Raw genomic sequence first — 26077 nt, 5'->3', positions numbered from 1 at the left:
TAAATGTTTTTCATCTATAATAGTCTATCAAACAAATTTGTGGATCGTAAATAAACATATGATAAAATGGGTCAGGAAAGAAGGGAATGAAAGATGAAGCAAGCTAAACTATTTTTTCTGATTCTTTGTCTGATGGTTTTCGTGCAAGGGTGCAAGGTGTTGGGACCTGAAAAAGAAGTGATGGATGCGTTGGAGAAAATGGCTAAATACGAGGACAAAATGAACAAAGAGCATGAACAGCTTGTTCGTCTCGAGCAGGAGCAGACAAAGCTGTACAACGAGATCATGGATCTTGGAATGAAACGATTTTCTGAAGTGTCCAAATTATCGCGAAAGGCTCAAGTGCTTATTGAAAAAAGAAACAAGCAAATAGAGGAAGAATATAAAAACATTGAAAAGGCTGAGGAACAATTAACCATCGTTAAGGAAAGCCTTTCGCATGTACAAGATGAAACAATGAAAAAACAGGCGAGTTCCTTGATAAAAATTATTGGTAAGCGGTACGATGCGTACAAGTCAGTATATGATCACTATCATAAAGCGTTAGCGCTAGAAAAGGAATTTTATCGTCTTCTTGAAGATGAGCATATAACGTTAGAAAAGCTGCAACACCAAACGGACCAAATTAATCGTGCATATAAAGAACTGCTTTCAGCCAATGACCAATTTAATGATTATACGGAACAGTATAATCAAGAAAAGAAGCGATTATATCGTGAATGGAAATAGCTGTCGAAAAGGCAGCTTTTTTTAATGCCTTAATATACTATAACAGAATATAACACAACGTCATTTATATATTATAACAGATTATTTCGGTTTACAATATATGTATGGGAGCGATTCGAGAAATCAAAGTAATTGACGGATGGATTAAGAAGGTGTAAACTTAAAGTTGCAAATAATCATTGTACTAATTTTATTTGTGAAAACATTGATACAGTTTTTTGATTCTCGTAATCCTGCCACATCATGTGCAGACGGCCGGCAAATATTGTCTGTTTATAGCGGAATTTGGGTAAATTAATGCTGTATGAAAGTGCTTGCAGATGCTTGGTATGGTTGATTTTACTTTATATACAAGAAAGGTAGAGGTGAATGGAATGGGTGCGAAAACATCCGTATTCAATTTGAAGAAGCAGCTCGAAAAAGTGGCTGAGCAATTTCCGACTTTCCAAATCTTAAACGAAGAAGGCGAAGTTGTAAACGAAGCAGCGATGCCGAATTTAAGCGATGAGCAACTAAAAGAATTAATGCGGCGAATGGTTTATACACGCGTGCTTGATCAACGTTCGATCTCGTTAAACCGCCAAGGACGCTTAGGATTTTATGCGCCAACGGCCGGTCAAGAAGCAAGCCAGCTTGCAAGCCAATTTGCGCTTGAAAAAGAAGATTTCATTTTGCCTGGTTATCGTGATGTACCGCAAATGATTTGGCATGGACTTCCGCTTTATCAAGCCTTTTTATTCTCGCGTGGCCATTTTCATGGCAATCAGATTCCTGAAGGCGTTAACGTATTGCCGCCACAAATTATTATCGGAGCGCAAATCATTCAAACAGCCGGCGTTGCTTTAGGAATGAAAAAGCGCGGCAAAAAAGCGGTAGCCATTACATACACAGGCGATGGCGGAGCTTCCCAAGGCGATTTTTATGAAGGAATGAACTTTGCCGGAGCGTTTAAAGCCCCTGCTATTTTTGTTGTGCAAAACAACCGTTTTGCGATTTCGACCCCAGTAGAAAAGCAATCAGCAGCAAAAACGATCGCTCAAAAAGCCGCAGCAGCGGGTATTCCTGGCATTCAAGTGGATGGCATGGATCCATTAGCTGTTTACGTAGCTGTGCGTGAAGCTCGTGAGCGCGCGGTTAATGGAGAAGGTCCAACGCTGATCGAAACATTGTGCTTCCGTTACGGTCCACATACAATGGCTGGGGACGATCCAACTCGTTACCGCACAAAAGAACTTGAAAACGAGTGGGAGAAAAAAGATCCGATCGTTCGCTTCCGCAAGTTTTTGGAGAAAAAAGGTCTTTGGAGCGAAGCTGAAGAAAACAGCGTAATTGAGCAAGCGAAAGAAGATATTAAAGAAGCGATCAAAAAAGCAGACGAAACAGCGAAACAAAAAGTAACGGATTTAATGAGCATCATGTATGAAGAGATGCCGTTTCATTTAAAAGAACAATATGAAATTTATAAAGAGAAGGAGTCGAAATAGGCCATGGCGCAAATGACAATGATTCAAGCAATCACGGATGCATTGCGCATCGAATTAAAAAACGATCCGAACGTGTTGGTGTTTGGGGAAGACGTTGGAGTAAACGGCGGCGTATTCCGCGCGACAGAAGGCTTGCAAGCGGAATTTGGGGAAGAACGTGTATTTGATACACCGCTTGCTGAATCTGGAATTGGCGGTCTTGCGATCGGTCTTGCGCTCGAAGGATTTCGTCCGGTTCCTGAAATTCAGTTTTTTGGCTTCGTATATGAGGTCATGGATTCCATTTCCGGACAAATGGCTCGTATGCGCTATCGTTCAGGTGGACGCTACCATGCTCCAATTACGATTCGTTCTCCATTCGGCGGCGGCGTTCATACACCTGAATTGCATGCGGACAGCTTAGAAGGATTAGTAGCACAGCAGCCTGGATTAAAAGTGGTTATTCCTTCTACTCCATATGATGCAAAAGGATTGTTGATTTCTGCCATTCGTGATAACGATCCAGTTATTTTCTTGGAGCACATGAAATTATATCGCTCATTCCGTCAAGAAGTTCCAGAAGGAGAATACACCATCCCGATTGGCAAAGCGGATATTAAGCGAGAAGGAAAAGATGTATCCATTATTGCTTACGGCGCAATGGTTCATGAATCATTAAAAGCAGCAACAGAACTTGAAAAAGAAGGGATTTCTGCAGAAGTGATCGATTTGCGCACCGTTCAGCCATTAGATATTGAAACGATTATCGGATCTGTAGAAAAAACAGGCAGAGCTGTTGTTGTTCAAGAAGCACAAAAACAAGCGGGAATTGCTGCGAATGTGGTAGCAGAAATTAATGAACGCGCGATTTTAAGCTTAGAGGCTCCGGTATTGCGCGTAGCAGCTCCAGATACGGTTTATCCATTCTCTCAAGCAGAGCCTGTTTGGTTGCCAAACTTCAAAGATGTGATCGAAACGGTGAAAAAAGTCATGAATTTCTAAGCGAAAGAGGAGGAAAATTCCTCCTCTAGCACATTGGAAACAATTAGGAGGTCGACAAACAGTGGCATTTGAATTTAAATTACCAGATATCGGCGAGGGCATTCATGAAGGCGAGATTGTCAAATGGTTTGTGAAGCCTGGGGATGAAGTCAACGAAGACGATGTGCTTTGTGAAGTGCAAAACGATAAAGCGGTTGTAGAAATCCCTTCTCCTGTCAAAGGAAAAGTGCTCGAAATTTTAGTAGACGAAGGAACGGTTGCAACGGTTGGTCAAACATTAATTAAATTTGACGCACCGGGGTACGAAAACTTAAAATTTAAGGGACAGGATCATGACGAACCAAAAGCAGCAGAAGAGCCAAAGCAGGAAGCTGCTCCAGCGCAGGAAGCCTCTTCAGCGGCGGCTGAAGCGGACCCGAATCGCCGCGTCATTGCGATGCCATCTGTACGGAAATACGCTCGGGAAAAAGGAATTGACATCCGTCTTGTGCAAGGGACAGGAAAAAATGGTCGTATTTTGAAAAGCGATATTGATGCATTTTTAGCGGGAGGTGCCGCAACGCCGAAAGCAGAAGCTTCTTCAACAGCTCCAGCAGAGCAATCAGAAGAAAAAGCGGCGTCAAAAGCAGCACCACAACCAGCTGTGCTTGAGGGAGAGTTCCCTGAAACACGCGAGAAAATGAGCGGTATCCGTCGCGCAATTGCTAAAGCGATGGTTAACTCTAAGCATACGGCTCCACATGTCACATTGATGGACGAAGTAGATGTGACAAAATTGGTGGCACACCGCAAGAAATTCAAAGATCTTGCAGCACAGAAAGGAATCAAACTCACATTCCTTCCTTATGTTGTAAAAGCATTAACATCGGCATTGCGTGAATTTCCAACGCTGAATACGTCGATTGATGATGCGACAGAAGAAATTGTCCACAAGCATTATTACAATATTGGCATAGCGGCTGACACAGATAAAGGCCTTCTTGTTCCTGTTGTGAAGCATGCGGATCGTAAATCAATGTTTGCAATTGCCAAAGAAATTAACGAGCTTGCAACAAAAGCGCGCGAAGGTAAGCTTCTTCCAGCTGAAATGAAAGGCGCGTCCTGCACGATTACGAATATTGGTTCTGCTGGGGGACAATGGTTCACACCGGTTATTAATCATCCGGAAGTAGCGATTTTGGGTATTGGCCGTATTTCTGAAAAACCTATCGTTCGCGATGGAGAAATTGTCATTGCTCCGGTATTAGCCTTGTCATTAAGCTTTGACCATCGCATGATTGACGGAGCAACAGCACAAAATGCATTGAACCATATTAAACGTCTGTTAAATGATCCAGAATTATTATTAATGGAGGCGTAAAACAATGGTAGTCGGTGATTTTGCAATCGAAACAGAAACTCTTGTCGTTGGCGCAGGGCCTGGTGGATATGTTGCTGCCATTCGCGCAGCTCAATTGGGCCAAAAGGTAACAATTGTTGAAAAGGCGAACCTGGGCGGTGTTTGCTTAAATGTAGGATGCATCCCATCCAAGGCTTTAATTTCAGCTGCTCATCGCTACGAAGCGGCGAAGCATTCAGAGGACATGGGAATTAAAGCGGAGAATGTCACAGTTGACTTCACAAAAGTGCAAGAATGGAAAGCTAGCGTTGTAAAAAAATTAACTGGCGGCGTTGAAGGGCTTCTAAAAGGAAATAAGGTTGAGATTGTCCGCGGCGAGGCTTATTTTGTTGATGCTAACACGGTGCGTGTGATGACAGAAAACAGCGCACAAACATATAAATTCAAAAACGCGATTATTGCGACAGGCTCTCGTCCAATTGAGCTTCCAGCATTCAAATTTTCGAAGCGCGTCCTTGATTCAACAGGGGCATTAAATCTCCCTGAAATTCCAAAATCCATGGTTGTCATCGGCGGTGGATATATCGGAACAGAATTAGGCACAGCGTATGCGAACTTTGGCACACAAGTGACGATTCTTGAAGGTGCAGATGAAATTTTATCCGGTTTTGAAAAATCAATGAGCGCCATTGTTAAACGCCGCTTGAAGAAAAAAGGTGTAGAAATCTTTACGAATGCGTTGGCAAAAGGTGTTGAGGAACGGGAAGACGGTGTAACGGTTACATTTGAAAGCAAAGGTGAAACGAAAACAATCGATGCGGACTATGTGCTTGTAACCGTTGGAAGACGTCCGAATACGGATGAACTTGGCCTAGAACAAGTAGGCATCAAAATGACAGAGCGCGGGCTCATTGAGGTTGACAAACAATGCCGCACAAGCGTTCCAAATATTTATGCGATTGGCGATATCGTTCAAGGCCCGCCGCTTGCTCATAAAGCGTCCTATGAAGGGAAAATTGCGGCAGAGGCGATTGCGGGACATCCATCTGAAATCGATTATTTAGCGATTCCTGCTGTTGTCTTCTCAGATCCTGAGTGCGCTTCTGTCGGATATTTTGAACAGCAAGCGAAGAATGAAGGAATTGAAGTTCTAACCGCTAAATTCCCATTTGCAGCAAACGGACGAGCGCTCGCATTAAACGATACGGATGGCTTTATGAAGCTTGTCGTGCGTAAAGAAGACGGTGTTGTAATCGGTGCGCAAATTGTTGGACCAAATGCCTCTGATATGATTGCTGAGCTTGGTCTTGCTATTGAAGCGGGAATGACGGCGGAAGATGTGGCCATGACGATTCATGCCCATCCAACATTAGGCGAGATTGCGATGGAAACAGCTGAAGCTGTTCTTGGCAGTCCGATTCATATTATTAAGTAAAAGCATCAAAGGATATCCCAGCAGAAGGGATGTCCTTTTTTTATCTATTGACTGCGACTAATTTTTCTTTTTGCTTCATATCGTTATGGTATAAAGAAAAAAGGGGATCGTCCAATGAAAGAATATGTTGTTTTTTTGTCGCAGATGATGATTTGGAGCAGCTTTTCACTCATTGAATGGTTGTCTGGCCGCGATCGCCCGCTGTTCCGGGGTTTGTTGCTTTGCATATTTTGGTATTTTGCTTTTTTGCTGGCGAGAAAAATGGGATTGCGCACAAAGAAAGCCATATGGATTACCTTGCTGACGGCGATTATTTATTTTAGTTGTCAGCGGCTTGTCTGGGAAGCATGATCGTTTGTAAATATAAATGGTTGTTCTGACAGAAGCCCATTGATTTCCTTGTTCTTTTAGCCGACTTACAGGCTTTCTTAATCAGATCATAGATACGACAGAAGATGGACATACAGCTGATTCGAAAGCAGAATTCCCCTTTTGGACCGTTGGAGGAAAGGAGAGGCTGAAGCTCTGTTTCATCAATAAAGAAAACGATCGCTATTTGGCTATCGTTTCATTGATAAGCGCTTTTATATTTTGCGTCACTGGCTGCGCTTGTCCGCCCGTGAACAACTTGTTGATCAAGCAATGACAAGCCAGTCTGAAGTGGAATGAATGGGGGGATCAAAATGATAGGAGACAAACATAAAAGTGTGGATGAAAATACTAAATTATCTAGCTAAACGCAGGCTTTTCTGCCTTTGTCTTCAAACAGCGAACGCAAGTGAACGAGCCAGCTGGTATTCTGATTTGAGAAAACATGCGTAGTGGGCAAGCACATCGCTTGCCCACTACGGCACTAAGAATCAAGGGATGTCAATTAGATAATCAACATCCCTTGTACATAAAATTAAAATGGGATTTTCTCTATCATTTTATCGTTTATAAAAATACATGATGCGTCCATTAAATAAATGGAGTTCTCCTTCAAGCTTTTTGGCTAAAAATTTGCAAAATTCATTGGCCTTTCCTTTGTCTCCGTGAGTGGCTCCGTTAGGGAGGGTAATTTGAATAAAGGAACTTGCTTCTGTTTCATTTGGCTGCGTTTGACCGACACCGATGAAAATGGCTTGGTAGCGTCCATTTTTTCCTTTTAAATAAAGCCAAGAGCCGTTTTCGTTGTTCACTTCCACGATTTCATACGGAAAAGCAGCTTCTTTATATTCCCAACCTAATTGTTCTCCTGTCTTTTTTGTCATCTCTTGATATGAATCGAGCAGCTTTTTTACTTCTTCGAGCGTTACCGTCTTTTGCCGTGAAGCAGGAACGAGCTTTATGTATGCATGGGTTGACATAAATAATCACCTCTCTAATCGCATTTTAGCATTAGTAGAAAAAATTTTCTATTGATTTTTTAAATATACTGAATTATAATAAAATTCAGTATATTTAAAAGGAGGGGAGTTTATGGATTTAGTAGATAAGTTGTATGACGAACACGAACAAGTGAAGGTCCAATTTGTGGGATTTGCCACGAAGGACACACGCTATGATTTCGGAATCGTGTATACAAACTTGTTTTTTGGTAAACCGCTTGTCATTTGTATGCAAACTGGACGCTCCGCTCTCCTCGATCCAAGAGATGTAGAAAATCATGAATACTTACAGAATATTTTTCGTATTGATACAGCAAGTCAGACTGCCGATTTGGCTGATTTCTTTTCTGATCTTATTCCACCAGCACCGCTGCATCCCGAGTATGATTACTAAAACAGGAGAGAAAAAAAGCAGGCATCAATGCCTGCTTTTTTTGTATCTTTTTTTAAAAATGTGACATACAAAATAACCATTGACACCTTTAATGTGATATATTATTATTAAATCAGTCAGTCATTAAGTCATCATAAAGGAGTTGTATGGATGGGTACAATCGTTTGTCAAACGTGCAATTCGACAATTGGACATTTTGAAGATGAAAAAGTAACAACACTTTATGGAAAATGTGCAGAATGCACACATGACAAAATAGATGACAACCAATAAGTCACGGTCAAAAGATGGGGGAAGGGTTTCAAAATAAAGAAAACGCATGCGAACGGGAGAAGCATGCGTTTTTTTTGTTATAAAAAACACAGGCTGATCCATCGACTTGTGTTCTCAGGTTGTTGGCAAGTGCTTTCATTCTGCATCGATTGCCTGTCAGTTGTTTCAGACCGTTTGATATCGAAAAATATTGAAACGGCTGGATCTAAAAAAATAGTAGACAAAGTAAATCTCTACTTTGTCTACCAGATGGTACTTTTTATAGGGATTGAACCTCTTTAATCACGCGCAATGTCTGCAGTGTATCATCTTCAGGCCCTTGCACCGGTAATCCTACTTCTAAATTCTTTTTAATGTAGGCTAAATTTTCTTCTGTAATAATTTCTCCAGGAATAAAAATGGGAATGCCTGGAGGATAAACCATCACAAATTCAGCGATAATTCTTCCAGCTGATTTTTCGAACGGTACGACTTCTGTGTCTGAATAAAACGCGTCGCGCGGCGTGAAAGCGAGAGAAGGAATATCCGGCAGCAATACTTTCGGTTTGATTCCTTTATCTGCTTGATGGCGAAACTCCTCTGATAAATGACGAAGAGCCGTTATCAAAATGTCTGCTTCCTTCTCCGTGTCTCCAGGTGTGATAATACATAGAATATTGTATAAATCAGATAACTCTACTTCGATATTATACATTTGGCGCAGCCAGTTTTCGACGTCATAACCGGTTAGCCCAAGCTCTTTAACAGAAATAATTAATTTGGTTGGATCATAATCGTATGTTGCGGTTGTGCCTAAAATTTCTTTTCCTACACAGTACAAATGAGGAATTTGATTAATTTGCTCCCGGATCATTTCAGCCAGCTGAATGGCTTTTTCAGCAAGCTCTCGTCCCTCTGTGGCTAAGCGTTTGCGTGCGACATCTAAAGAAGCGAGCAGCAAATAGGACGTAGAGGTCGTCGTGAGCATACTTAAAATCGCTTGAACACGTTTAGCGGATACAAGCCCTTCGCGGACATTTAAAATAGAGCTTTGCGTCATCGAGCCGCCGAGCTTGTGGACACTTGTTGCTGCCATATCCGCTCCCGCTTGCATGGCCGACATCGGCAATCTTTCATGAAAATGAATATGCACGCCATGCGCCTCATCAACAAGAACGGGAACATGATAAGCGTGGGCGATGTCCACAATTTTTTTCAGATCGCCAGCAATGCCAAAATAAGTAGGGTTTATCACGAGTACTCCTTTTGCATCAGGATGCTGCCTTAAGGCACTTTCTACCGATTCTGGTGTAACTCCATGCGAAATGCCAAGCTCTTTATCAACCTCAGGATGAATGAAAATCGGAGTTGCTCCAGAAAAAACGATCGCGGACATCACCGATTTATGCACATTGCGAGGAACAATGATTTTATCACCAGGACCTGCTACGGACATCACCATTGTCATAATTGCCCCGCTTGTTCCTTGTACAGAAAAAAACGTATAATCAGCACCAAAGGCCTCAGCTGCTAATTCTTGGGCGTGTTTAATGATGCCTTTTGGCTGGTGCAAATCATCTAACGGTCCAATATTAATTAAGTCAATTGCTAATGCGTTTTCGCCGATAAAATGGCGAAATTGAGGATCCATTCCTGCTCCTTTTTTATGGCCGGGAATGTGAAATTGGATCGGATTTTTTTTCATATGTTCTAGCAGTCCGGTAAATAACGGCGTTTCATACTGTGACAATTCTTCCTCACACCTCTTTTTGCATAAAAATAAAACAAATGCATTATAGCACTTATTTATTTGTTTGCAAAGAATCATTTTTGACAAATCAGCCACCTTTTTTCTATAGGATTTTTGTCGCTTGCATCATGGCGTTTTTTCTCATGTATATAAGTAAAGGGTGATATGCATGCAGTCTAAAAATCTCTAGAGAGTCAACGGTCAGTCACGCCTTGGCATGATCGATTCAGCATGTGATTGATAAATAACAAACAGATAAACAGGAAAATCGCCAGCTTATCAAGAAAGATAGTATACTTAATATGAAAAATGCTTTTTGCATTTATAGGCTTTAGCGATCAGGACAGGCTGGTGATGGCTTGCGTTCATGCTAAAAGGAGGGCCGCAAATGCCTTTTTGTCGCTAGGACTATGATGAAAAAGGAGAAGAACTGGCTGCAATGAATGAACAGCCTTATCAAATGAGGAGGGAACAAGATGGGTTGGAAAACAAGAGTGACAGAACTGCTAGGGATTCAGTATCCAATTATACAAGGAGGATTGGCGTATTTGGCTTATGCTGACCTAGCGGCTGCCGTTTCTAATGCTGGAGGCTTAGGGCAGATTACGGCGATGTCTCTGCCGTCTCCGGATGCTTTGCGCGCTGAGATCAAAAAAGTCAAAGAAAAAACCGATCGGCCATTTGGAGTGAATTTTGCGATTGGACAGCATGGACGGCCATTTTCGCACATGCTGGAGGCGGCCATTGAGGAGCAGGTACCGGTTATATCGGTTACAGGCGGAAACCCTGCTCCATTTTTCGAACAGCTAAAGGGAGTGAATGTGAAAAAGCTAGTGCTTGTTGCGGCTGTGCGGCAGGCGGTCAAAGCGGAAGAATTGGGCGCTGATGCAGTGATGGTGGTTGGGCAAGAAGGAGGCGGCCATTTAGGAAAATATGATATAGGAACCTTTGTATTGATTCCAAAAGTCGTCGATTCTGTATCGATTCCAGTGATTGCCTCAGGAGGAATTGGAGATGGCCGAGGGCTCATGGCTGCGTTAGCTCTTGGTGCAGAAGGGATTGAGATGGGCACGCGCTTCATTGCGACACAAGAATGTATCCACGCCCATCCATTGTATAAAGAAATGCTTGTTAAGGGATCAGAAAGTGATACAGTTGTTATTAAACGCAGCTTAGGCGCTCCTGGACGGGCCATTGCCAATGAGTGGACGGAAAAAATTTTACAGATTGAGCAGCAAGGCGGAACATATGAGCAATTAAAAACATACATAAGCGGAGAAGCCAATCGCCGATTTATTTATGACGGAAAAACGAGTGAGGGGTTTGCGTGGGCAGGACAAGTAATGGGGCTGATTCATGATGTTCCGAATGTGGCAGAGCTGTTGGAGCGGATGATTCGGGAAGCGGAACAAATTCGCAACAAATGGACAAACTAACAGCGGAGGTGAAAAAGATCGTGGATTACTCATACCCATTTTCTTATGATTGGACAACGCAAGAGGTTATTGATGTGATTAAATTTTTTGAAGCGATTGAAACCGCATACGAACGGGGAATAGAGCGGGAACAATTCATGAGCCTGTACCGTCGATTTAAAGAAATTGTCCCGAGCAAAAGCGAGGAAAAAAAGCTTTGTGATGAGTTTGAAAAGGCGAGCGGGTATTCGTCTTATCAAGTGGTTAAAAAAGCAAAGGAAGCCAAAAATGGCGACTGGATTCAAGGAAATGAAAAATAATTAGACGAATACACAAATTTGTTGCATAGCCCCCTTTCTTGACATAAATATATATAAACAACAACTATCAGAAAATTTCGTTATTTGGGTCGAGAATGGGCAAAAGAAAGGGGGACTGGTGTGAATGAAAAAAACAGTCAATTCATTAAAACGGTCGGATGGCGAAAGACGAATGGCGGTATTGCGCCTTGAACTTGATTATGAATTAGCGACTCTTTATGAGGCGATGGTGGAAAATGATGAAGAAAAAAAACAGGAATGCAAAAGAAAATTAGAGAGGCTGCGCCAAGAGTTTATGCGTCTTCAATTATAAAAAGACAATCATATGGCGAACCACGCACGATGCGGTTCGTTTTTTCTTGCTGAATATACCAAATTGCACTATTCTAATTTATATTCATACATACAAGCTTATGACTATTTTTTTGTTTAGGAGGAGTAAAATGAGCACAAATTGGGAGCATATCGACAAGTGCGCCAAGGAATGGATAAAAGAAGCAGGTGAACGCATTCATCAAGCCTTTCGGAAAACGCTAACGATTGAAACGAAATCAAGCCGCAGCGACTTAGTTACGAATGTGGACAAAGAAGTTGAGCAATTTTTTATTGAACGAATCAGACAAACCTTTCCTTCCCATCGCGTCTTGGGAGAAGAGGGATTTGGCGATTGTATATCCGCGCTTGATGGCATAGTTTGGATTATTGACCCGATCGATGGAACGATGAACTTTATTCATCAACGCCGCAATTTTGCGATTTCCATTGGCATTTTTGCAGATGGTATAGGGATGCTTGGATATGTGTATGATGTTGTGCATGATGAGCTATATTATGCTCAAAAAGGCAAGGGCGCTTTTTTAAACGATCAGCCGCTGCCAGTGTTGCAACCTGTATCCATTCCAGAAGCGATTATTTGTTTAAATGCATCTTGGATTATTGAAAATAAACAAGTCGATCCGAAACAATTGGCCCGGCTTGTACAAGAAGTCAGAGGAACGCGCTCATATGGTTCCGCTGCGTTAGAAATGGCATATATTGCTGCGGGGCGTCTTGATGCCTATTTGACAATGAGGCTATCGCCATGGGATTTTGCCGGCGGTCTTGTCATTGTTAAAGAGGTGGGCGGGCTTGTGACGAATATAGATGGTGAACCGCTGGATCTTCTCGGTCCGAGTTCTGTATTTGTATCGAAGCCAGGGCTCCATCGTGAGATTTTGCAGCAATACATCCGGAAATGAAACCGGGACAAGCTGTTGTTTGTCCCGGTTTATAATGTTCCCTTTTGCCGCTTTCGTTTTTTCACAGCAATTCCAGTCCCCATGATGATGATAAAGATAAGGAATGAAATAATGATACCGATCACGCTTTGTTCAGCGATAAAAATGCCAATAGCCATAATGGAGGAAGCTGCTAAGATTGCAAACAGCAAAAAGATCGGCTGAAATGATTTCATGAAAATCTCCCTTCTTCATTATCTTTTCTCTTCTTTATTTAGTCTACACGAAAATATTCCGCTTTTCTATGATCTTTATGATATAATAAACGAGCAATTTACACATAGGAGTGAAAAAGGTGAAACGGCGAGAAGATTTGCGAAATATTGCTATTATTGCCCATGTTGACCACGGCAAAACGACGTTGGTGGATCAGCTATTGCGCCAGTCAGGAACCTTCCGTGCCAATGAACAGGTGCAGGAACGGGCATTGGATCGTAATGATTTAGAAAGAGAACGCGGGATTACTATTTTGGCTAAAAATACAGCGATTCATTATAAAGATACACGTATTAATATTTTGGACACCCCGGGACATGCGGATTTTGGCGGAGAAGTCGAACGGATTATGCGCATGGTTGACGGTGTTCTGCTTGTTGTCGATGCATATGAAGGCTGCATGCCACAGACTCGCTTTGTGTTGAAAAAGGCGCTCGAACAGCAGCTGACACCGATTGTTGTTGTCAATAAAATCGACCGTGAATTTGCTCGGCCGGAAGAAGTGGTTGATGAAGTCATTGATTTATTCATTGAACTTGGCGCATCGGAGGAACAGCTGGACTTTCCGGTTGTGTACGCCTCTGCTTTAAATGGAACTGCCAGCCTTGATCCGGACAAGCAGGAAGCGGATATGTCGGTATTGTTTGAAACCATTATTGAACACATACCAGCTCCTATCGATAATCGGAACGAGCCTTTGCAGTTCCAAGTAGCGTTGCTTGATTACAATGATTATGTAGGAAGAATCGGAATTGGCCGAGTGTTTCGCGGTTCAATTAAAATGGGGCAGCAAGTGGCCTTAATGAAGCTCGATGGTACGGTGAAGACGTTTCGGGTGACGAAGCTATTCGGTTTTATTGGATTAAAACGAATAGAAATCACCGAAGCAGAAGCAGGAGATATTATTGCTGTATCAGGGATGGAGGATATTAATGTAGGAGAGACGGTCTGCCCTGTCGAGCATCAGGAGGCGTTGCCGGCACTGCATATTGATGAGCCGACATTACAAATGACTTTTTTAGTCAATAATAGTCCATTTGCCGGAAGAGAAGGAAAGCACGTCACGGCCCGAAAAATTGAAGAGCGCCTTCGAATGCAATTGGAAACAGACGTTAGTCTGAGAGTAGAAAATACAGATTCTCCTGACGCTTGGATTGTCTCAGGAAGAGGAGAGCTTCACCTATCCATTTTAATTGAAAATATGAGGCGGGAAGGCTTTGAATTGCAAGTATCGAAGCCAGAGGTTATTATGAAGGAAATGGATGGAACGCTGTCTGAGCCAATAGAGCGGGTACAAATTGATATCCCTGAGGAATATACAGGAGCGATTATAGAATCGCTTGGTATGCGTAAAGGGGAGATGGCGGATATGATTCATAACGAAAATGGACAGGTCCGTTTGATTTTTATGGTTCCGGCTCGCGGTTTAATCGGCTATCGAACCGAATTTATGTCCTTAACTCGAGGATACGGAATTTTAAATCACTCATTTGATCATTATGCTCCTGTACAAAAAGGATTGGTCGGCGGACGGAGACAAGGTGTCCTGATTTCAATGGAGACAGGTAAAGCGACATCGTACGGCATTATGCAGGTCGAGGATCGGGGAACGATCTTTGTCGAGCCGGGAACAGAAGTGTATGAAGGCATGATTGTTGGCGAGCATACGCGCGAGAATGATTTAGTCGTCAATATCTGCAAAGTAAAGCACGCAACCAACATTCGTTCATCTACGAAAGAGCAGACGGTGACCATGAAAAAACCGCGTCTGATGACGCTTGAAGAAGCACTCGAATACTTAAATGATGATGAATATTGTGAAATAACGCCAAAATCCATTCGTTTACGGAAGAAAATTTTAGATAAAAACGAACGGGAGAAGCTGGCCAAGAAAAAGAAAGCAGCCGAGCAAGCAAGATAAAAAGGGGGGGAGAAGGATGAATGTGATGGAGCGGCTTTCCTTTTTTGCTTCATTATATCAGGTGCATGACAATCCCGAACGGGGAATGTGGCTTCTTTATATCACGGTTTTTATTTTATCGGCTATTGTTTATCGTCTTGGTTTTGCTAAACAGCTTCCTTTGTTAAAAAACATCATTATTTATGTTCTGCTTGCGCTCGGCTGTACGATTTTAACATTTTTCGCTGTCTTTTTGCCGATTGCTGAAGGACTGGTGATAGCGGCCATTGTATTGATTATTTATAAGATTCGCTTGCGTCAGTCGCAGCAGCAAAAAATGAATGCCGGTGAGTAGGAGCGGTAAAATCATGAAATCATTACAAGATGCCCTGTACAATTGGTTGACGATTCAAGTGGTGGCGGATGCCCGGCCTGAAGATCATGCTGCACAAGACACGGCACAACTTTTTAAAAATATATTAAAGATTGACTTTCAAATCGAAAAGGTAGCTTTTGTAAAAGAAGAAGAAATGTACATTGTGAGTTACCAAAAAGGTGGAAAAGAGCAAGCCACACGGTTTCCGGTCGAATTCATTGAAGGGATGCTTAAGCAAATTCAAAGCGAGCCCGAAAAATATACGAACTATCCTAAGGATAGATGAGAACTGACGCTTTATATGATCCGAATAGAGGAAGCGGATCGTCCGTCATTTGTTTGCCATAGAAATACAGATCGGTTTTCGCCGTAAGCCATGCTTCCCGCATTTTTAGCCTGCTTCAACGTATGCGCATATTGGATATAGCCCATTCAAAAGTAGAATCCGCATTTCTTGACGGTCGAGGGCGAGGCGATCATGAACTTTTGTTTTAGCGAAATAACAAAAAAGCACCGGCATCCGGTGCTTTTTACCATTCATCATGTGATTCTGATGAACGATAGATGCGGAATTTTCCTGTGGCAAGCCGCGCTTTTGTTTTTTCCGCAATCCGTTCGTGGCATTGTTCGCACATATATGTATGAATTGGACGGTTGCGCAGCCGTTTGGCAAGCAGGGATTCATCATCAATGGTATCCATTTGCTCACAGAGAACACATTTAACTCTCATCATCCACCTCGTTAGTTCAAGTCAGTCTTTTATTTGCATATCATCGGTAGGGAACGCAGTTGCGCAACAGAGAGGCTTTAATCCAAGCCATATTCCGATGCTTATCTTCGCGCTTTTATTTTCATTATATCATTTCTCTTTTCCTTTTTGGAGAAAATGGGTATGATTAAAACATAATGAACATTTGGGAGGAATTTTTCATGGCAAATGCAGTAGAGAAAAAGCTAATTGAACCGCTGTTTCAAGCACTGCAAAAGGAACGATTTGTCACGCTTGCGACAATCGATCACGAAACAGGAGGCCCGAATGTGAGTTCAATTTCTTGGATTTTCGCGCCGGACGAAGAGCGCCTTTATTTTGCTGTTGATAATCGTTCACGGATTGTGAAAAATATCCAGAAAAATCCTCTTGTTGTTGTAAATGTTATCGCGAATGAATCGACTTATGCCATCAGCGGCCGAGCGAGCATTAAAGCCGAGAAAATGGAAGGAGTGCCTCTGAAGCTTGCGTTAGTGGAGTTGGATATTGTGGAAGTGCGCGATGTTATGTTTTATGGCTCAAAAATCTCGGTGGAGCCGAAGTATGAAAAAACCTATGATGCGCAGGCGGCTGCCAAGTTGGATAATCAAGTGATGACAGCGCTACGGAATGCATAAAAAAGAGCTTAGCCAATTTCGGCTAGGCTCTATTTGTTTAAGTAATGGTTCGATTGCTTATCCTGACGCTGATTGAGCTGTTTTTCCTCCTGCTTGTTTAACTCGGAGTCATTTGTATTAGTCGGTGAAGGATTTTTCGTTTGCAATAAATCGCTTGGAATTTCTGGCATTACCCGACCTACAATAGCAGCAATTTCGTTCATAAAAGCTTGTACAGGCCGGCCATCGTCGACTTGGCGGACGATATTTTTTAATCGTGCATATAAATCGGGATCAGCAATAATAATCGAATTGGCTCCGTAAGGATCTTTTTGCAAAGCTTCAGCCACCGAATACTTAATTGTACCGACGCGTGAAGTATCCATATTGTCATTAATGTCGATCCCTACAATCGCATATTTTCCGACGATAAGAGCTGTTGCATCATTCACATTCGGAACGCGGTCTGCTAAATCGGCTAAATGATGGGCAATTTGCTGACCGGATTTATTTTCAATCTTTTCATTCGTTGTATTTTTCACATGAACAAAGGAGCGATTTGGTATTTCTTGTTTGTCATTACTCATGCTGCATCCCATCAGAACAAAAAAAGGAAGGATAACGCTGAAAAAAGAGCGAGCATTCATCATTTAAGCACCTCTAATGTTTTTAACTTTATTTTGTGAATCACCTTCTATCTTTATACATTGGCTCATACTATATAACATCAATCCCGTCCAAAAAAATTTAACCAATATCATGAAATGGGGGCGTGGAAATTTGGGGAATAAAATATATGTACTTGATACTAACGTACTTTTGCAAGATCCTTACTCCATTTTTTCATTTGAAGACAATGAAGTGGTCATTCCTGCTGTTGTGTTAGAAGAAGTGGATTCAAAAAAGCGATATATGGATGAGGTTGGGAGAAATGCGCGGCAAGTATCGAAACTGATTGACCGCTTGCGAGAAAATGGAAAGCTGCATGAAAAAATTTTACTTGATAATGGAGGAGTGCTGCGTATTGAATTGAATCATCGCTCCTTTCATCAATTGCAAGAAATCTTCGTTGAAAAAACGAATGATAATCGTATTTTAGCGGTTGCGAAAAATTTATCTCTTGAAGAGCAAACAAAAGAAAATGGGCGTTTAGTGATTTTAGTAAGTAAAGATGCGCTTGTTCGCGTGAAAGCGGATGCCATTGGATTGCAGGCAGAGGATTTTTTAAGCGATCGTGTGGTTGATATCGATCACATTTATACAGGCTTTCTTGAACTGTATATCAGCATGGACCATTTAAAACGATTTTATGAAAAGGGCGAAATTGTTCTTTCGGAAATCGCCAACCATCCATTTTATCCAAACCAGTTTATTATTATTAAAGATGCGCTTGGCAGCTCAGCATCGGCTATTGGCATTGTTGATCACTCCGGAAAAAAAGTGAAGAAGCTGCTTTTCCATTATGATCATGTGTGGGGGATTCGTCCGCGCAATGTTCAGCAAACGATGGCATTTGAACTGCTCATGCGCAAGGATGTTTCGCTTGTCACTCTTATTGGCAAGGCTGGAACAGGAAAAACGCTCCTTGCATTAGCAGCCGGATTGATGCAGACAGAAGATTTGGGAACATATAAGAAACTGCTTGTAGCAAGACCAATTGTTCCGGTTGGCAAGGATATCGGATTTTTGCCGGGAGAAAAGCAAGAAAAATTGAGGCCGTGGATGCAGCCGATTTTTGATAACCTTGAATATTTATTTAACACAAAAAAGCCTGGAGAGCTTGATGCGATTTTAGCCGGCATGAGCTCCATTGAAGTGGAAGCACTCACGTATATACGCGGCCGCAGTTTGCCTGAACAGTTTATTATTATTGATGAAGCGCAAAATCTAACAAAGCACGAGGTGAAAACAATCCTTACGCGCGTTGGTGAAAAAAGCAAAATTATTTTAATGGGCGATCCAGAGCAAATTGACCATCCATATTTAGATGAATACAACAATGGGTTAACATATGTCGTGGAAAAATTTAAAGAGCAAAAGATTGCTGGTCATGTTCGCTTAATCAAAGGGGAACGTTCTGGATTAGCGCAGCTGGCCGCTGATTTACTATGATATAAATACTTCATAAAATCACAAGTGCTGCTTATTCATTGTTTGACTAAAAACTACTGATTGTCCTAGTTCAATCCCCAGCTTTTTCTGCCTCTTCTCCCGAACAGGAACGCCAGCAGGCAACGGAAAGGCCCGCAAAGCGTTCGTTGTTCATAAAGGGCTTGCCGGCTTCGGCAGAAAAGCTAGGAAGCAGCGAGTGATATCCCTTCGTTTTTACTGGGGCATCAACACAAATCTAAAATCCATTCACTTATGTCCTTATGCTGGATAAAGGATGGTAGACAAATTCAAAATGGACTTTGTCTACCATCGCAGCTGTCCGTCAGCAACGGACAGCTGCGATGGCCGGTATCACTGAATGATCAACTCACGTACATGAGTGATGGGGGTGTTCTGGTTTGAGCCGTCTCCGAAATATACGTGGACAGGCCCATCTTCTTTTAAAGGCTTTCCATCTTTCGAAAAGCCGAGAACAAGTTGGTAAGCTTGTTGAAGCGGAATCGTGAATTCACCGTTGTCGGTGACAATCATTAGCTCTGTTGCATCATCTAGCACTTCGGCATTGCTTAAAAATGGAGCGAGCGGCATTCCGAATGTTCCAGTAATGATCTTTTCTTTGACAAATTTCTTTTCTGTTTTTAGGGTTGGCGGAAAATATGCGCCTTCTTGAATTTCTCGGTCCCAGTATGCCGATATTTTTTGAATTTCATCCTCTTTTTCGGCTTTTTCTGTCTGTCCTGAAAAGTAAGTATGCAAGTCCACTTTGCGGTCATCAAAAATCCATACACCGGGATCCAAGGTTATGGAAAACTTAACCTTACCTTTAATTGGAATAATACGATCCATAGCTGCTCTCTCCTCTTTCATCTTGTACTGTTTTTAGTATAATGATAAATGAATATTTTGTCATGTCCGATCATTTGTGACAAGTCTTTCATCTTGCAAAATTTTTCGATTCACGTTAAGATTTATAGAAGGATTAGGGGAGAACGGAGGGATCGATGTGACGGACGATACGATTAATTATCGTGAAAAAGCGTACGCGCTTCTTAAAACAGACGCGGATAAGATTGTTAAGCTCATTCAAGTGCAAATGGATAACTTGACAATGCCCCAGTGCCCTCTTTACGAAGAAGTACTTGACACGCAAATGTTTGGTTTATCGCGTGAAATTGATTTTGCGATTCGGTTGGGGCTGGTCGATGCAAAGGATGGAAAAGCGATTCTTGATACATTGGAACGGGAGCTTTCAATGCTTCATGAAGCTTCTACAAAAAAACGCGTACGATAATGATAAACATGAACTCAAACGGTTGAATTTGCGGCAATCGTTTGAGTTTTTGCGTTTTTGGAAGGAAAACGCAATCTTATTACGAATGTTTCTTAGTATAGTATAACATTTGGTAGGGAAGAGGAAAGATGAATAAACAACTCTTTAAGAATATTGTTAAATCATATGATTATCCGCTGATCATTGCTGTTTGGATGCTGGCGATATTTGGATTGGTTATGGTATACAGCTCAAGTATGGTCGCAGCGGTTACACGTTATGGAGTGGCAAGCGATTACTTTTTTCAAAAGCAAAAAATGTGGTTGGCTGCCTCAGGAATTTGTTTTTTAATCACGATGCTTGTTCCTTATAAGGTATGGATGGGGAAAAAAGTCATTCAAGGGATTTTTTTTGCTTCTCCGATCCTTTTAATTGCTGTGGCATTTCTCGGCCATACGGCCAATAATGCCACAAGCTGGTTTAAACTCGGATTCTTTAGCATTCAGCCTGCTGAGCTTGTCAAGTTAAGCTTGCTTATTTATTTGGCAGCAGTATTTGCCAATAAGCAAAAAAAGCTGGCGGAACCGGTTAAAGGACAGTTATTTCCAATTTATTATACACTATGGATCTGCTTTCTTATTGCCATTCAGCCCGATTTTGGAACAGCCATGATTGTGTTGCTGATTGCTTCTTGTGTGATTTTATCGTCGGGCTTAAGCTTTCGTTTGCTGTGGAAGCAGCTGCTGTTTTTTATGATGGTGGCAGCGGTGATCGCTCCTGTTTCGCTTCCGTTTATTTGGGATGAAATTTTTTCTCCAGAACGGTTGTCGCGGCTTTATAGCTTTGTTAATCCATTTAAGTATGCAGACGATGAGGGATTTCAATTGGTGAATTCATATTTGGCGATTGGCCTTGGCGGATTAAAAGGGCTGGGATTAGGGCAAAGTATTCAGAAGTATGGGTATTTGCCTGAGTCACATACCGATTTTATTATCGCAGTGATCGCGGAGGAATTAGGTTTATTTGGGGTGGCTTTTGTTCTGCTGCTGCTAGCTTTTATTGTTCTAAAGGGATTCATGATTGCCAGAAAATGCAATGATGCGTTTGGCAGCTTGCTTGCTATTGGTATTTCTTCGATGATTGGAATTCAAACGTTCATCAATGTTGGAGGTGTAACAGGTTTGATTCCGATCACAGGTGTCCCTTTGCCTTTAGTAAGCTACGGAGGGTCTGCGCTCATTCTTTTTATGACATCGCTTGGGATTATGGTCAATATTTCGATGTTTGTTAAATATGAAGCGAAGTATAAACATAAAGGACAACACGTTGATCATGCAAAAAAACCGTTAAAAAGAGGTCTGACTTTTTAGAAAGCATATTTACAAATTTGCAAAACCGTTATAGTTTTATTAGAAAGGAGGAGAGGAACAAAAAAATGAGTACACGTCGAATTCAGAAAGTATTAGTAGCAAACCGCGGCGAAATCGCGATTCGTGTTTTTCGCGCCTGCAATGAGCTAGGCATTCGAACCGTTGCGATTTACTCAAAAGAGGATGCCGGCTCTTATCACCGCTATAAAGCAGATGAGGCCTATTTAGTTGGAGAAGGCAAAAAGCCGATCGAAGCCTATTTGGATATCGAAGGAATTATTGAAATTGCGAAGGCACATGATGTCGATGCGATTCATCCGGGATACGGATTCCTTTCGGAAAACATTCAGTTTGCCAAACGATGCAAAGAGGAAGGAATCGTTTTTATTGGACCGAATGAAGAACATTTAGATATGTTCGGTGATAAAGTAAAAGCCCGCCGTCAAGCAGAATTAGCCGGTATTCCGGTCATTCCTGGAAGCGATGGTCCCGTACATAGCTTGGAAGAAGTGGTTCGCTTTGGCGAGCAGCATGGCTACCCAATCATTATTAAAGCTGCTTTGGGCGGAGGCGGCCGCGGCATGCGGATTGTGCGTTCAAAAGCAGAGGTGAAAGAAGCTTATGAACGTGCAAAATCAGAAGCAAAAGCAGCATTTGGTAGCGATGAGGTATATGTTGAGAAGCTAATTGAAAATCCGAAGCATATCGAAGTCCAAATTTTAGGGGACTACGATGGAAATATTGTGCATCTGTATGACAGGGATTGTTCGGTACAGCGCCGTCATCAAAAGGTTGTTGAAATCGCTCCGAGCGTCTCGTTATCGGCCGAGCTTCGCCAACGTATTTGTGAAGCGGCGGTCAAACTAATGAAAAATGTTGCGTATGTCAATGCGGGAACAGTCGAATTTCTTGTTGCAGGAGACCAATTTTATTTTATCGAAGTAAATCCGCGTGTTCAGGTAGAGCACACGATTACGGAGATGATTACGGGAGTCGATATTGTCCAGTCGCAAATTTTAATTGCGGAAGGCCATTCATTGCACAGTGAACAAATCGGTATCCCTCAGCAAGAGGATATTCAAATTAACGGCTATGCCATTCAATCACGGGTGACGACGGAGGATCCACTAAACAACTTCATGCCTGATACGGGAAAAATTATGGCCTACCGTTCAGGCGGTGGCTTTGGCGTGCGGTTGGATGCCGGAAACGGATTCCAAGGCGCAGTCATTACGCCGTATTATGACTCTTTGCTTGTGAAATTATCAACATGGGCGCTGACTTTCGAGCAAGCAGCCAGAAAGATGTTGCGCAACTTGCGCGAATTCCGCATTCGCGGAATAAAAACCAATATCCCTTTCTTGGAAAACGTTGTACAACATCCAAAGTTTTTATCTGGAGAGTACGATACATCGTTTATTGATACGACGCCAGAGCTCTTTGTCTTCCCGAAAAGAAAAGACAGGGGAACCAAAATGCTCACCTATATCGGAAATGTAACGGTGAATGGTTTTCCTGGAATTGGAAAGAAAAAGAAACCGGTTTTTGAAAAGCCACGAATTCCAAAAATTGATCCGTTACAGCCGCTTGCTCATGGCACAAAGCAAATTTTAGATGAGAGAGGCGCAGAGGGACTTGTCAGTTGGATTAAAGAGCAAAATCAAGTGCTGCTCACAGATACGACATTCCGTGACGCTCATCAATCGTTGCTTGCTACACGCGTGCGGACTACGGATTTACTCCATATTGCTGAACCGACTGCGCATCTATTGCCTCATTTATTTTCGCTTGAAATGTGGGGAGGAGCAACGTTTGATGTTGCCTACCGCTTCTTAAAAGAGGATCCTTGGGATCGCCTATTAAAGCTGCGCGAGCGAATTCCGAACATATTGTTTCAAATGCTGTTGCGCTCAGCGAATGCAGTTGGCTATAAAAACTATCCGGATAATGTCATTCGCGAGTTTGTTGAAAAATCAGCACAAGCAGGAATTGATGTTTTTCGCATTTTCGACAGCTTAAACTGGGTCAAAGGAATGACTGTGGCGATTGATGCCGTTAGACAAACAGGGAAAATCGCTGAGGCTGCCATTTGTTATACCGGAGATATTTTTGATCCGAATCGACCAAAATATAGTCTTGGGTATTATAAAGAGCTAGCAAAAGAACTTGAACAGGCAGGAGCTCATATTTTGGCGATTAAAGATATGGCGGGGCTTTTAAAACCGCAAGCTGCTTATGCCCTCATTTCCGCTTTAAAAGAAACGGTTCATATTCCGATCCATCTTCATACACATGATACGAGCGGCAATGGCATTTATATGTATGCGAGAGCCATCGAGGCAGGAGTTGATATCGTCGATGTAGCCGTTAGCTCAATGGCAGGATTAACATCGCAGCCGAGCGCGAATACGCTATATTATGCGCTGGAAGGAACAGAGCGCGCTCCAGAGGTTAACATTGAAGGCTTGGAGCACTTATCCCGCTACTGGGAGGATGTGCGCAGCTTTTATCAAGAGTTTGAAAGCGGCATGAACGCTCCGCATACAGAAGTATACAGACATGAAATGCCTGGCGGTCAATATAGCAATCTGCAGCAGCAAGCGAAAGCGGTGGGACTTGGCGATCGTTGGGATGAAGTAAAAGAGATGTACCGTCGTGTAAATGACCTGTTTGGCGATATCGTGAAAGTGACTCCTTCTTCTAAAGTGGTAGGAGATATGGCGCTTTATATGGTGCAAAACCACTTGACGGAAAAAGATATTTACGAGCGCGGGGAAATGCTCGATTTTCCTGATTCTGTCGTTGAGTTATTTGAAGGATATTTGGGACAAATGCCAGGTGGCTTTCCAAAAGAGCTACAACGCATTATTTTAAAAGGGCGCGAACCGATTACTGTCAGACCGGGCGAATTGCTTGAACCAGTGGATTTTGAAAAAATGAAGCAAGAGCTATTCCATATGTTAGGAAGACAAGTAACTGATTTTGATGCGATTGCTTATGCACTTTATCCAAAAGTATTCGTAGAGTATACACAGACGGTTGATAAATTTGGCGATATTTCCGTTCTTGATACGCCAACCTTCCTTTACGGAATGAGACTTGGCGAAGAAATTGAAGTGGAAATTGAAAAAGGAAAAACGCTCATTGTGAAGCTTGTATCGATCGGACAGCCGCAGGCGGATGGCACACGCATCGTTTATTTCGAATTAAACGGTCAGCCGCGCGAGGTTGTCATACGCGATGAGAGTATCAAAGCTGCCGTTGCGGAACGGATTAAAGCAGATAAAGGCAATCCAAACCATATTGCAGCGACAATGCCTGGTACGGTTGTAAAAGTGCTTGTGGAGCAAGGCGAAAAGGTAAATAAAGGCGATCATTTAATGATAACAGAGGCAATGAAAATGGAAACAACTGTACAAGCACCATTCTCAGGAACAGTGAAAGATATTTATGTAAAAAATGGAGATGCGATTCAGGCAGGAGATTTATTAATTGAATTAACTAAATAAAAAAACCAGGCGCTAGGAGGTTCTAGCGCCTGGTTTTTTTATGCCAATGACAGATTGCTTATGCAAGGATAGCTGTTGCTCGTTTCGGTTGCTTCTTGTTGCCAGAAGCAATAAGTAGCTAAGGACACCGAACAAGCAGGAAATAAAAAATGCGTGAGCGAGCGCAATGTATAAATTTAATTGTGTAAAAATAACCAGGGCACCGGTGATCATTTGCAGCAGGACAAGAACGAAAGATGCGATCCATCCCCAGTAAACCACACGCTGATGTTTGTGGTATCTAATCGCGCGAATCGTAGCGAACAAAATCCAAATAATAATCAAACCAGCGGCAAAACGGTGTCCCATTTGAATCCATTCGTGAAGCTGGACAGGAAACGGACGCGTTTTGGCGCAAAGCGGCCAGCTTGGGCAAGCTAAACTTGCTTGTTTATGCCGTACGAGCGCTCCTGTATAAACCACAATATAGCAGTAAACGATAATGCCGTAAATATGAACCTTCATTTTACGGTCAATAATCAAGGAATCGGCGTCAAATTTCTTATCGACCTCAAAAATAAGCAGTGTAAGTAGAAAAACAGAGGCGAACGAAATAAGCGAGATGCCGAAATGAAGGGCAAGGACAGCAGCGGATTGTCCCCATACGACCGCCGCCGCGCCGATGAGTCCTTGAAGAACAAGAAAGATAAAAGAAACGCTCGCTAAAAATTTTGTTTCGCGAATGTGGCCGATTGTTCGCCAAGTCCAAACTGAGAGAACGAGCACCATGACCCCGGCAAGACCAGACACTAGTCGGTGACTGAGCTCAATGACTAGCTCCGGAGTAATCGTCGATGGAATGAGTTGGCCGTTGCAGAGGGGCCAAGAACGCCCGCAGCCCATTCCGGATTCTGTTTTTGTAACTAATGCCCCCCCGATTAATACAAATAGCATGGCAATCGTTGTTGCCGTAGCAAACCATTTTAAAGTGCGTTGCAAAATTCTTCACCCACTTGTATTAGAAAATATTGATTTTGTCAATAATCTAGTAAAGCATATGCTTATCTACACAAAGCAGATAAGTAAGAGCAATCTCGACAGGCAACACTATTGTACACCATAGCCGCATCGAAACACAAATGAATGCTTATTGAACAGCGAATGCAAAAAATATTGAATGTTCATCGTGAGTCTGTTAGAAATAATAATGGATGGATGTAAAAAGTGACATGA

General features: G+C 42.3%; 27 protein-coding genes. 20 read left to right on the top strand and 7 right to left on the bottom strand.

Features of this window, described 5'->3' with window-relative positions; genetic code table 11:
• The first annotated feature begins 93 nt into the window (after positions 1-93).
• The 6 genes from GFC28_RS06770 to GFC28_RS06745 all read left to right on the top strand — a co-directional run bounded on the left by GFC28_RS06770 (position 94) and on the right by GFC28_RS06745 (position 6319).
• A complete protein-coding gene (locus GFC28_RS06770) occupies positions 94-729 on the top strand; it encodes a YkyA family protein (RefSeq protein ID WP_044746650.1) in 636 nt (211 codons plus the stop codon).
• Positions 730-1103: 374 nt separating this feature from the next.
• On the top strand, positions 1104-2213 hold the full coding sequence (gene pdhA / locus GFC28_RS06765; protein WP_044746649.1) for a pyruvate dehydrogenase (acetyl-transferring) E1 component subunit alpha: 1110 nt from the start codon (positions 1104-1106) through the stop codon (positions 2211-2213).
• Between the two features lie 3 nt (positions 2214-2216).
• On the top strand, positions 2217-3194 hold the full coding sequence (pdhB, locus tag GFC28_RS06760) for a pyruvate dehydrogenase complex E1 component subunit beta (RefSeq protein ID WP_044746648.1): 978 nt from the start codon (positions 2217-2219) through the stop codon (positions 3192-3194).
• 61 nt (positions 3195-3255) lie between these two features.
• The gene (locus GFC28_RS06755) at positions 3256-4554 is read left to right on the top strand and encodes a dihydrolipoamide acetyltransferase family protein (protein WP_044746647.1); all 1299 of its coding nucleotides are present in this window, start codon (positions 3256-3258) and stop codon (positions 4552-4554) included.
• Between the two features lie 4 nt (positions 4555-4558).
• Positions 4559-5968, top strand: a complete 1410-nt coding sequence (gene lpdA / locus GFC28_RS06750) for a dihydrolipoyl dehydrogenase (RefSeq protein ID WP_044746646.1) — start codon at positions 4559-4561, stop codon at positions 5966-5968.
• A gap of 114 nt (positions 5969-6082) precedes the next feature.
• Positions 6083-6319, top strand: a complete 237-nt coding sequence (locus GFC28_RS06745; RefSeq protein WP_044746645.1) for a hypothetical protein — start codon at positions 6083-6085, stop codon at positions 6317-6319.
• 578 nt (positions 6320-6897) lie between these two features.
• Here the strand turns inward: GFC28_RS06745 and GFC28_RS06740 are convergent.
• A complete protein-coding gene (locus tag GFC28_RS06740; protein WP_044746644.1) occupies positions 6898-7317 on the bottom strand; it encodes a DUF1885 family protein in 420 nt (139 codons plus the stop codon).
• Positions 7318-7429: 112 nt separating this feature from the next.
• Here GFC28_RS06740 and GFC28_RS06735 point away from each other — a divergent pair, with 112 nt between their 5' ends.
• Both GFC28_RS06735 and GFC28_RS06730 read left to right on the top strand, forming a co-directional pair.
• Positions 7430-7732 carry a DUF3055 domain-containing protein gene (locus GFC28_RS06735; protein WP_044746643.1) on the top strand — a complete coding sequence of 101 codons (303 nt, stop codon included), beginning with the start codon at positions 7430-7432 and terminating at the stop codon, positions 7730-7732.
• Between the two features lie 150 nt (positions 7733-7882).
• On the top strand, positions 7883-8005 hold the full coding sequence (locus GFC28_RS06730; RefSeq protein WP_044746642.1) for a GapA-binding peptide SR1P: 123 nt from the start codon (positions 7883-7885) through the stop codon (positions 8003-8005).
• Positions 8006-8264: 259 nt separating this feature from the next.
• Here GFC28_RS06730 and GFC28_RS06725 read toward each other — a convergent pair whose 3' ends face one another.
• Positions 8265-9734 (bottom strand): aminotransferase class I/II-fold pyridoxal phosphate-dependent enzyme, encoded by a 1470-nt coding sequence (locus tag GFC28_RS06725; protein ID WP_044746769.1) that lies wholly within the window; start codon positions 9732-9734, stop codon positions 8265-8267.
• 476 nt (positions 9735-10210) lie between these two features.
• On the opposite strand from GFC28_RS06725, the gene GFC28_RS06720 reads away from it, so the two are divergent.
• The 4 genes from GFC28_RS06720 (at position 10211) to GFC28_RS06705 (ending at position 12707) form a co-directional block, all read left to right on the top strand.
• Positions 10211-11170, top strand: a complete 960-nt coding sequence (locus tag GFC28_RS06720; RefSeq protein ID WP_044746641.1) for an NAD(P)H-dependent flavin oxidoreductase — start codon at positions 10211-10213, stop codon at positions 11168-11170.
• A gap of 20 nt (positions 11171-11190) precedes the next feature.
• Complete coding sequence (locus tag GFC28_RS06715) at positions 11191-11469, top strand: UPF0223 family protein (protein WP_044746768.1); 279 nt, start codon at positions 11191-11193, stop codon at positions 11467-11469.
• A 124-nt stretch (positions 11470-11593) separates the two neighbouring features.
• Positions 11594-11782, top strand: coding sequence for a hypothetical protein (locus tag GFC28_RS06710; protein ID WP_044746640.1), 189 nt, complete (start codon positions 11594-11596; stop codon positions 11780-11782).
• A gap of 130 nt (positions 11783-11912) precedes the next feature.
• Complete coding sequence (locus tag GFC28_RS06705; protein ID WP_044746639.1) at positions 11913-12707, top strand: inositol monophosphatase family protein; 795 nt, start codon at positions 11913-11915, stop codon at positions 12705-12707.
• Positions 12708-12736: 29 nt separating this feature from the next.
• Here the strand turns inward: GFC28_RS06705 and GFC28_RS06700 are convergent, their stop codons facing one another.
• The gene (locus GFC28_RS06700; RefSeq protein WP_044746638.1) at positions 12737-12922 is read right to left on the bottom strand and encodes a DUF5325 family protein; all 186 of its coding nucleotides are present in this window, start codon (positions 12920-12922) and stop codon (positions 12737-12739) included.
• A 119-nt stretch (positions 12923-13041) separates the two neighbouring features.
• On the opposite strand from GFC28_RS06700, the gene typA reads away from it, so the two are divergent.
• Genes typA through GFC28_RS06685 form a run of 3 tightly spaced genes read left to right on the top strand, consistent with a single transcriptional unit; the run spans position 13042 to position 15524 of the window.
• A complete protein-coding gene (typA, locus tag GFC28_RS06695) occupies positions 13042-14883 on the top strand; it encodes a translational GTPase TypA (protein ID WP_044746637.1) in 1842 nt (613 codons plus the stop codon).
• Between the two features lie 16 nt (positions 14884-14899).
• Entirely contained in the window at positions 14900-15217 is a 318-nt protein-coding gene (locus GFC28_RS06690; RefSeq protein ID WP_044746636.1) for a YlaH-like family protein, read from the top strand.
• A gap of 13 nt (positions 15218-15230) precedes the next feature.
• Positions 15231-15524, top strand: a complete 294-nt coding sequence (locus GFC28_RS06685; protein ID WP_044746635.1) for a hypothetical protein — start codon at positions 15231-15233, stop codon at positions 15522-15524.
• Between the two features lie 244 nt (positions 15525-15768).
• On the opposite strand, the gene GFC28_RS06680 is transcribed toward GFC28_RS06685, so the two are convergent.
• Positions 15769-15969, bottom strand: a complete 201-nt coding sequence (locus GFC28_RS06680) for a YlaI family protein (RefSeq protein ID WP_066401576.1) — start codon at positions 15967-15969, stop codon at positions 15769-15771.
• A gap of 200 nt (positions 15970-16169) precedes the next feature.
• Here GFC28_RS06680 and GFC28_RS06675 point away from each other — a divergent pair, with 200 nt between their 5' ends.
• Positions 16170-16625 carry a pyridoxamine 5'-phosphate oxidase family protein gene (locus tag GFC28_RS06675; protein WP_044746633.1) on the top strand — a complete coding sequence of 152 codons (456 nt, stop codon included), beginning with the start codon at positions 16170-16172 and terminating at the stop codon, positions 16623-16625.
• 29 nt (positions 16626-16654) lie between these two features.
• On the opposite strand, the gene GFC28_RS06670 is transcribed toward GFC28_RS06675, so the two are convergent.
• Positions 16655-17251, bottom strand: coding sequence for a YhcN/YlaJ family sporulation lipoprotein (locus tag GFC28_RS06670; RefSeq protein ID WP_044746767.1), 597 nt, complete (start codon positions 17249-17251; stop codon positions 16655-16657).
• A gap of 133 nt (positions 17252-17384) precedes the next feature.
• On the opposite strand from GFC28_RS06670, the gene GFC28_RS06665 reads away from it, so the two are divergent.
• Positions 17385-18716 (top strand): PhoH family protein, encoded by a 1332-nt coding sequence (locus tag GFC28_RS06665; RefSeq protein ID WP_139788082.1) that lies wholly within the window; start codon positions 17385-17387, stop codon positions 18714-18716.
• A gap of 351 nt (positions 18717-19067) precedes the next feature.
• Here the strand turns inward: GFC28_RS06665 and GFC28_RS06660 are convergent, their stop codons facing one another.
• Positions 19068-19562, bottom strand: a complete 495-nt coding sequence (locus GFC28_RS06660; RefSeq protein WP_044746632.1) for a hypothetical protein — start codon at positions 19560-19562, stop codon at positions 19068-19070.
• A 157-nt stretch (positions 19563-19719) separates the two neighbouring features.
• Here GFC28_RS06660 and GFC28_RS06655 point away from each other — a divergent pair, with 157 nt between their 5' ends.
• The 3 genes from GFC28_RS06655 (at position 19720) to pyc (ending at position 24865) form a co-directional block, all read left to right on the top strand.
• Positions 19720-20007: an Fpa/YlaN family protein gene (locus GFC28_RS06655; protein WP_044746631.1), complete on the top strand. Its 288-nt coding sequence runs from the start codon at positions 19720-19722 to the stop codon at positions 20005-20007.
• 128 nt (positions 20008-20135) lie between these two features.
• The gene (locus GFC28_RS06650) at positions 20136-21356 is read left to right on the top strand and encodes an FtsW/RodA/SpoVE family cell cycle protein (protein ID WP_044746630.1); all 1221 of its coding nucleotides are present in this window, start codon (positions 20136-20138) and stop codon (positions 21354-21356) included.
• A gap of 65 nt (positions 21357-21421) precedes the next feature.
• A complete protein-coding gene (pyc, locus tag GFC28_RS06645; RefSeq protein WP_044746629.1) occupies positions 21422-24865 on the top strand; it encodes a pyruvate carboxylase in 3444 nt (1147 codons plus the stop codon).
• Positions 24866-24877: 12 nt separating this feature from the next.
• Here the strand turns inward: pyc and GFC28_RS06640 are convergent, their stop codons facing one another.
• The gene (locus GFC28_RS06640; RefSeq protein ID WP_044746628.1) at positions 24878-25843 is read right to left on the bottom strand and encodes a COX15/CtaA family protein; all 966 of its coding nucleotides are present in this window, start codon (positions 25841-25843) and stop codon (positions 24878-24880) included.
• Between the last annotated feature and the right edge of the window lie 234 nt (positions 25844-26077).

This window comes from Anoxybacillus sp. B2M1 (genome assembly GCF_001634265.1).
Taxonomy (GTDB): domain Bacteria; phylum Bacillota; class Bacilli; order Bacillales; family Anoxybacillaceae; genus Anoxybacteroides; species Anoxybacteroides rupiense.
This window is presented reverse-complemented; position numbering and strand designations above follow the sequence as displayed.

Coding starts and splice junctions, on each gene's coding strand:
- GFC28_RS06735 (WP_044746643.1), top strand. CDS start 7,430: ATGGATTTAGTAGATAAGTTGTATGACGAACACGAACAAGTGAAGGTC.
- GFC28_RS06720 (WP_044746641.1), top strand. CDS start 10,211: ATGGGTTGGAAAACAAGAGTGACAGAACTGCTAGGGATTCAGTATCCA.
- GFC28_RS06730 (WP_044746642.1), top strand. CDS start 7,883: ATGGGTACAATCGTTTGTCAAACGTGCAATTCGACAATTGGACATTTT.
- GFC28_RS06670 (WP_044746767.1), bottom strand. CDS start 17,251: ATGAATGCTCGCTCTTTTTTCAGCGTTATCCTTCCTTTTTTTGTTCTG.
- GFC28_RS06770 (WP_044746650.1), top strand. CDS start 94: ATGAAGCAAGCTAAACTATTTTTTCTGATTCTTTGTCTGATGGTTTTC.
- pdhA (WP_044746649.1), top strand. CDS start 1,104: ATGGGTGCGAAAACATCCGTATTCAATTTGAAGAAGCAGCTCGAAAAA.
- GFC28_RS06700 (WP_044746638.1), bottom strand. CDS start 12,922: ATGAAATCATTTCAGCCGATCTTTTTGCTGTTTGCAATCTTAGCAGCT.
- GFC28_RS06680 (WP_066401576.1), bottom strand. CDS start 15,969: ATGAGAGTTAAATGTGTTCTCTGTGAGCAAATGGATACCATTGATGAT.
- GFC28_RS06690 (WP_044746636.1), top strand. CDS start 14,900: ATGAATGTGATGGAGCGGCTTTCCTTTTTTGCTTCATTATATCAGGTG.
- GFC28_RS06660 (WP_044746632.1), bottom strand. CDS start 19,562: ATGGATCGTATTATTCCAATTAAAGGTAAGGTTAAGTTTTCCATAACC.
- GFC28_RS06650 (WP_044746630.1), top strand. CDS start 20,136: ATGAATAAACAACTCTTTAAGAATATTGTTAAATCATATGATTATCCG.
- GFC28_RS06710 (WP_044746640.1), top strand. CDS start 11,594: ATGAAAAAAACAGTCAATTCATTAAAACGGTCGGATGGCGAAAGACGA.
- GFC28_RS06705 (WP_044746639.1), top strand. CDS start 11,913: ATGAGCACAAATTGGGAGCATATCGACAAGTGCGCCAAGGAATGGATA.
- GFC28_RS06675 (WP_044746633.1), top strand. CDS start 16,170: ATGGCAAATGCAGTAGAGAAAAAGCTAATTGAACCGCTGTTTCAAGCA.
- GFC28_RS06740 (WP_044746644.1), bottom strand. CDS start 7,317: ATGTCAACCCATGCATACATAAAGCTCGTTCCTGCTTCACGGCAAAAG.
- GFC28_RS06685 (WP_044746635.1), top strand. CDS start 15,231: ATGAAATCATTACAAGATGCCCTGTACAATTGGTTGACGATTCAAGTG.
- lpdA (WP_044746646.1), top strand. CDS start 4,559: ATGGTAGTCGGTGATTTTGCAATCGAAACAGAAACTCTTGTCGTTGGC.
- pdhB (WP_044746648.1), top strand. CDS start 2,217: ATGGCGCAAATGACAATGATTCAAGCAATCACGGATGCATTGCGCATC.
- pyc (WP_044746629.1), top strand. CDS start 21,422: ATGAGTACACGTCGAATTCAGAAAGTATTAGTAGCAAACCGCGGCGAA.
- GFC28_RS06745 (WP_044746645.1), top strand. CDS start 6,083: ATGAAAGAATATGTTGTTTTTTTGTCGCAGATGATGATTTGGAGCAGC.